The organism is Faecalibacterium sp. Marseille-Q4137, assembly GCF_017377535.1.
Taxonomy (GTDB): Bacteria; Bacillota; Clostridia; order Oscillospirales; family Ruminococcaceae; genus Faecalibacterium; species Faecalibacterium duncaniae.
Map to the genome: position 1 here is coordinate 1 of NZ_JAFREK010000085.1, position 3264 is coordinate 3264.

Genomic DNA, 3264 nt, shown 5'->3' on the forward strand with positions numbered 1-3264 from the left:
GTAAAGTATTATATTTTTATAAAATCTGTTCCTTTATAAAAATCCTCAATAATACCACAAATCTCACTAGACACATTTTTTCTTATATAGGATTCTTTTTTCCCTTTACGAATTGTTTGAAGAAAAGAAACCAATTCATATCGAATCCCTTCACCATCTAATTGGTAGAAATACCGCCTGTTTTTTGAGGAATCTTCGTATCTGGTCTCAAAATACTCCATTTTCCACCAAGGTGCCGGAACATATACATACCCTTTTGTCCCAGATACAATCAATTCGCCTTCTGATTTTACCCCCGTTCCAACTTTCACTGATGCAACCGCATGCTCGTATACAAATGTCACTCTTGTAAACAAGTCTTTCTTTTGATCATCCATATGCGACACAATTTGTTTTGCTTTATATGTTGTTCCCAAAATATCAAAGACCGGAAGTAATGCTGTAGGTCCCCATTCACAAATACTATCCCATGAGTTATTGCTCAAATTTCGCAAGCTGGTACAGGTTGCATCAACTGAGTAAATATCTCCTATTATGCCTTCCTTGAGCAAAAGCAGAAGACGTGAATAAGCCATTGAATACGCTGTTTTAATGGCATCCATTAAGACACAATTATTATCCTGTGCCACCTTGAATAGTTCTAGGCTTTGCTTTTCAGTCAATGCGATCGGTGCCTCGCAAAGCACATGTTTTCCGCTCTTTAAGGCTTGACAAATTTGCCAGTAGTGGTGTTTCGGCGATGATCCTATATAAACAGCATCAACTTGTTTTAGTAAATAAGAGTACCCATTCTGTAACGAATCCTTATCGTCACCCAATCCATATTGGGGATATTGGGCATTGATGGCCTCAACACCATTTACATATTTACTTTCGGTTATGTACTTTTCCACAACTGGAGAAGTTCCCACTATACCAAGCCTTAAGCTTTGCTGTTCAGCGCGTAACTCCGAACTAGAGATGCCATCTGTACGGTCAAGATATATAACCTTGCAGAACTCGTTGAGATAGTCGAATTTCCCCTTCCAGTCAGAACCAACAGTAAAAATATCTACACCATATCTACGAATATCATCAATTTTCTGACCCTCATATTCCTCTACGATGATCTTATCTGCAAGTCCTGTAGCGCGTACAGCCTCAATTCGTTCCATCAAGGACTGCTGTACATTTATTTTTCCTCTCGCCTTATCGAAATCATCGGCGGTGACACCAACAATTAAATAATCTCCGAGTTCTTTTGCCCTTTTAAGCAATCGAATGTGGCCATAGTGGAGCAAGTCATATGTACCATATGTTATAACTTTTGTCATATCACTCACATCTAGCTTTCTTATCTGTCTATTTTCAGCAAAGAATCCATAAATTGTTCCATATACTGTTTTTCACCGATAGAGACTCTCAAACAATTTCCAAATTCACCAATATTAGGATATTCTTTGATAAGGATTTTCATTTCCTTTTTCATTCGATCAACAATGCGTCCTGCATTCGTCTTTGGCTCAATAAATAAGAAATTACCGGCTTCGCCCTTGTGTCGATATCCATTTGCATCTAAGCTGTTCAGCAAATAATTTCTTCCTTCGTTGAATTTAGCTATCAAGCCCTCGACCATTCCCGGCGTTGTAATGATTTTCTCTGCAAATAGCATTGCGAAAGCATTTGTATTATGTGGTGTGCAAAATTTCTGAACATATTTGATATCCTCGGGATTACCCACCACATATCCTAAGCGACACCCAGCCATTGAAAAGAGCTTTGAAAACGTTCTAGTGACGAAGACTCTTCTATTATTCAAAGCATACTTTATGAATGTCTTGGGGTAAAAATAATGATATGCCTCATCAATCAAAAGTGTAATCTCTTTTTCTTGGCAAATTTTGAACAGCCTTTCAAACTCTTCATCTGTATATACATTTCCCATAGGATTGTTAGGATTAAGAAGAATCAGCATTTGCGTATCATCGCTCAGCTCTTGTTCAATATTGTCAATACTAATAGTCAGGTCATCATTGTACGGAACTTTCACAAAATCCCTACCGTACATTTCAGAGTAGACCTGAAACATAAAATAAGAAGGAACGACTCCAACAATTCTGCCGTTTGGAGCTGTAAATGCTTGTATCACATAACGAATCGCTTCCGCCGAACCGTTTGTGATGCAAATATTAGCAATATCTGTTCCAATATAGTCTGCCAGTACTTGTGTGAAGTGGAGCGTTTCAGGATATTGTGCCACCATCTGAGGGGTAACTTCTGCTAGAACTGATTCAACAAATTCTCGAGGTAAGCCGCCGGGGTTTTCGTTCAAGTCAAGACGCAGATAATCTTTTCTCTCATTTTGATCAAAAACGCGAACAAGGTTTTGTATGCACGGATTCAAATAGTACATTTTATATCATTCCCCTATTTATATATTTTCTAAATCCAAACCGTCAGGAATTCTCAAAGTATATTTATGATGCGGTAATTGTTGCTCTTCAGGTGGCAATTCCATGAAATTGCCATACCACGTGCTCAACATTTCCTTATACGATACCGGTACTGTAAACTTCTCATCTCCAAATGCAAGTTCTACTCCTTCCCCAAAGTATTTCTTGGACCATACATTGCCCAAAAACTCCGACTTTTTGTTATTTCCGTTTGCAGATGGAAACATTAAGGTTCCAACATAACTCGATTGTTCATAACTATACACTGTACATTCCGTCGATAAGTCATGCAGGAAAGATTCGTATCCTTTTTTCTTGATTGGAAAGTAGAGGATTCTTTTTAACAGTGCAGTAAAGTGATTTGTCGTCTTCGAGAAATCCGTATCAGCTATCAACCATTTTTTGAATACTTTATAACATGTTTCGAAGTGATTGGACGCTTGTTCTTCACTTTCTCCGCAACCATCCAAAATAAACAAATCAACATAAGGTCCCAATATGACTTTCTCGATAAAGCTATAATTCTGAACCAGTTCAATCCGACTATCTATCACTTTAGGGAGAGGTGCAGTAAAGTTCTCTTCGGTTTCCTTTGAAACTAATTTATAATATGGATGGTTTTCTGCCTCAACAGCTTTGACAAATTCTTCATAATCATTGCGTGGCATCAAAATGTCAATATCATCGTCCCATGGAATGAATCCATTATGTCGTACTGCTCCAATTAATGTTCCATATGCAAGATAATAATGCAAATTATTTTTCTCGCAGACACCTTTGATAAACTTAAGAATATTATATTCAATATTCTGCATTTGCTGTACAGATACGC

Annotated in this window: 3 protein-coding genes; all 3 read right to left on the minus strand. The window is 37.6% G+C overall.

From position 1 onward, the window contains the following. Positions 1-8: 8 nt before the first annotated feature. The gene (locus J3353_RS15740; protein WP_207685216.1) at positions 9-1313 is read right to left on the minus strand and encodes an adenylyltransferase/cytidyltransferase family protein; all 1305 of its coding nucleotides are present in this window, start codon (positions 1311-1313) and stop codon (positions 9-11) included. 20 nt (positions 1314-1333) lie between these two features. Then, positions 1334-2392, minus strand: coding sequence for a histidinol-phosphate transaminase (locus tag J3353_RS15745; RefSeq protein ID WP_207685214.1), 1059 nt, complete (start codon positions 2390-2392; stop codon positions 1334-1336). Positions 2393-2410: 18 nt separating this feature from the next. Next, on the minus strand, positions 2411-3264 hold an 854-nt coding region (locus tag J3353_RS15750), incomplete at its 5' end, for a phosphorylcholine transferase LicD (protein ID WP_207685215.1).

What these genes read in the sequence shown, in the direction of transcription:
- J3353_RS15740 (WP_207685216.1), bottom strand. Translation starts at nt 1,313, where the DNA reads ATGACAAAAGTTATAACATATGGTACATATGACTTGCTCCACTATGGC.
- J3353_RS15745 (WP_207685214.1), bottom strand. Translation starts at nt 2,392, where the DNA reads ATGTACTATTTGAATCCGTGCATACAAAACCTTGTTCGCGTTTTTGAT.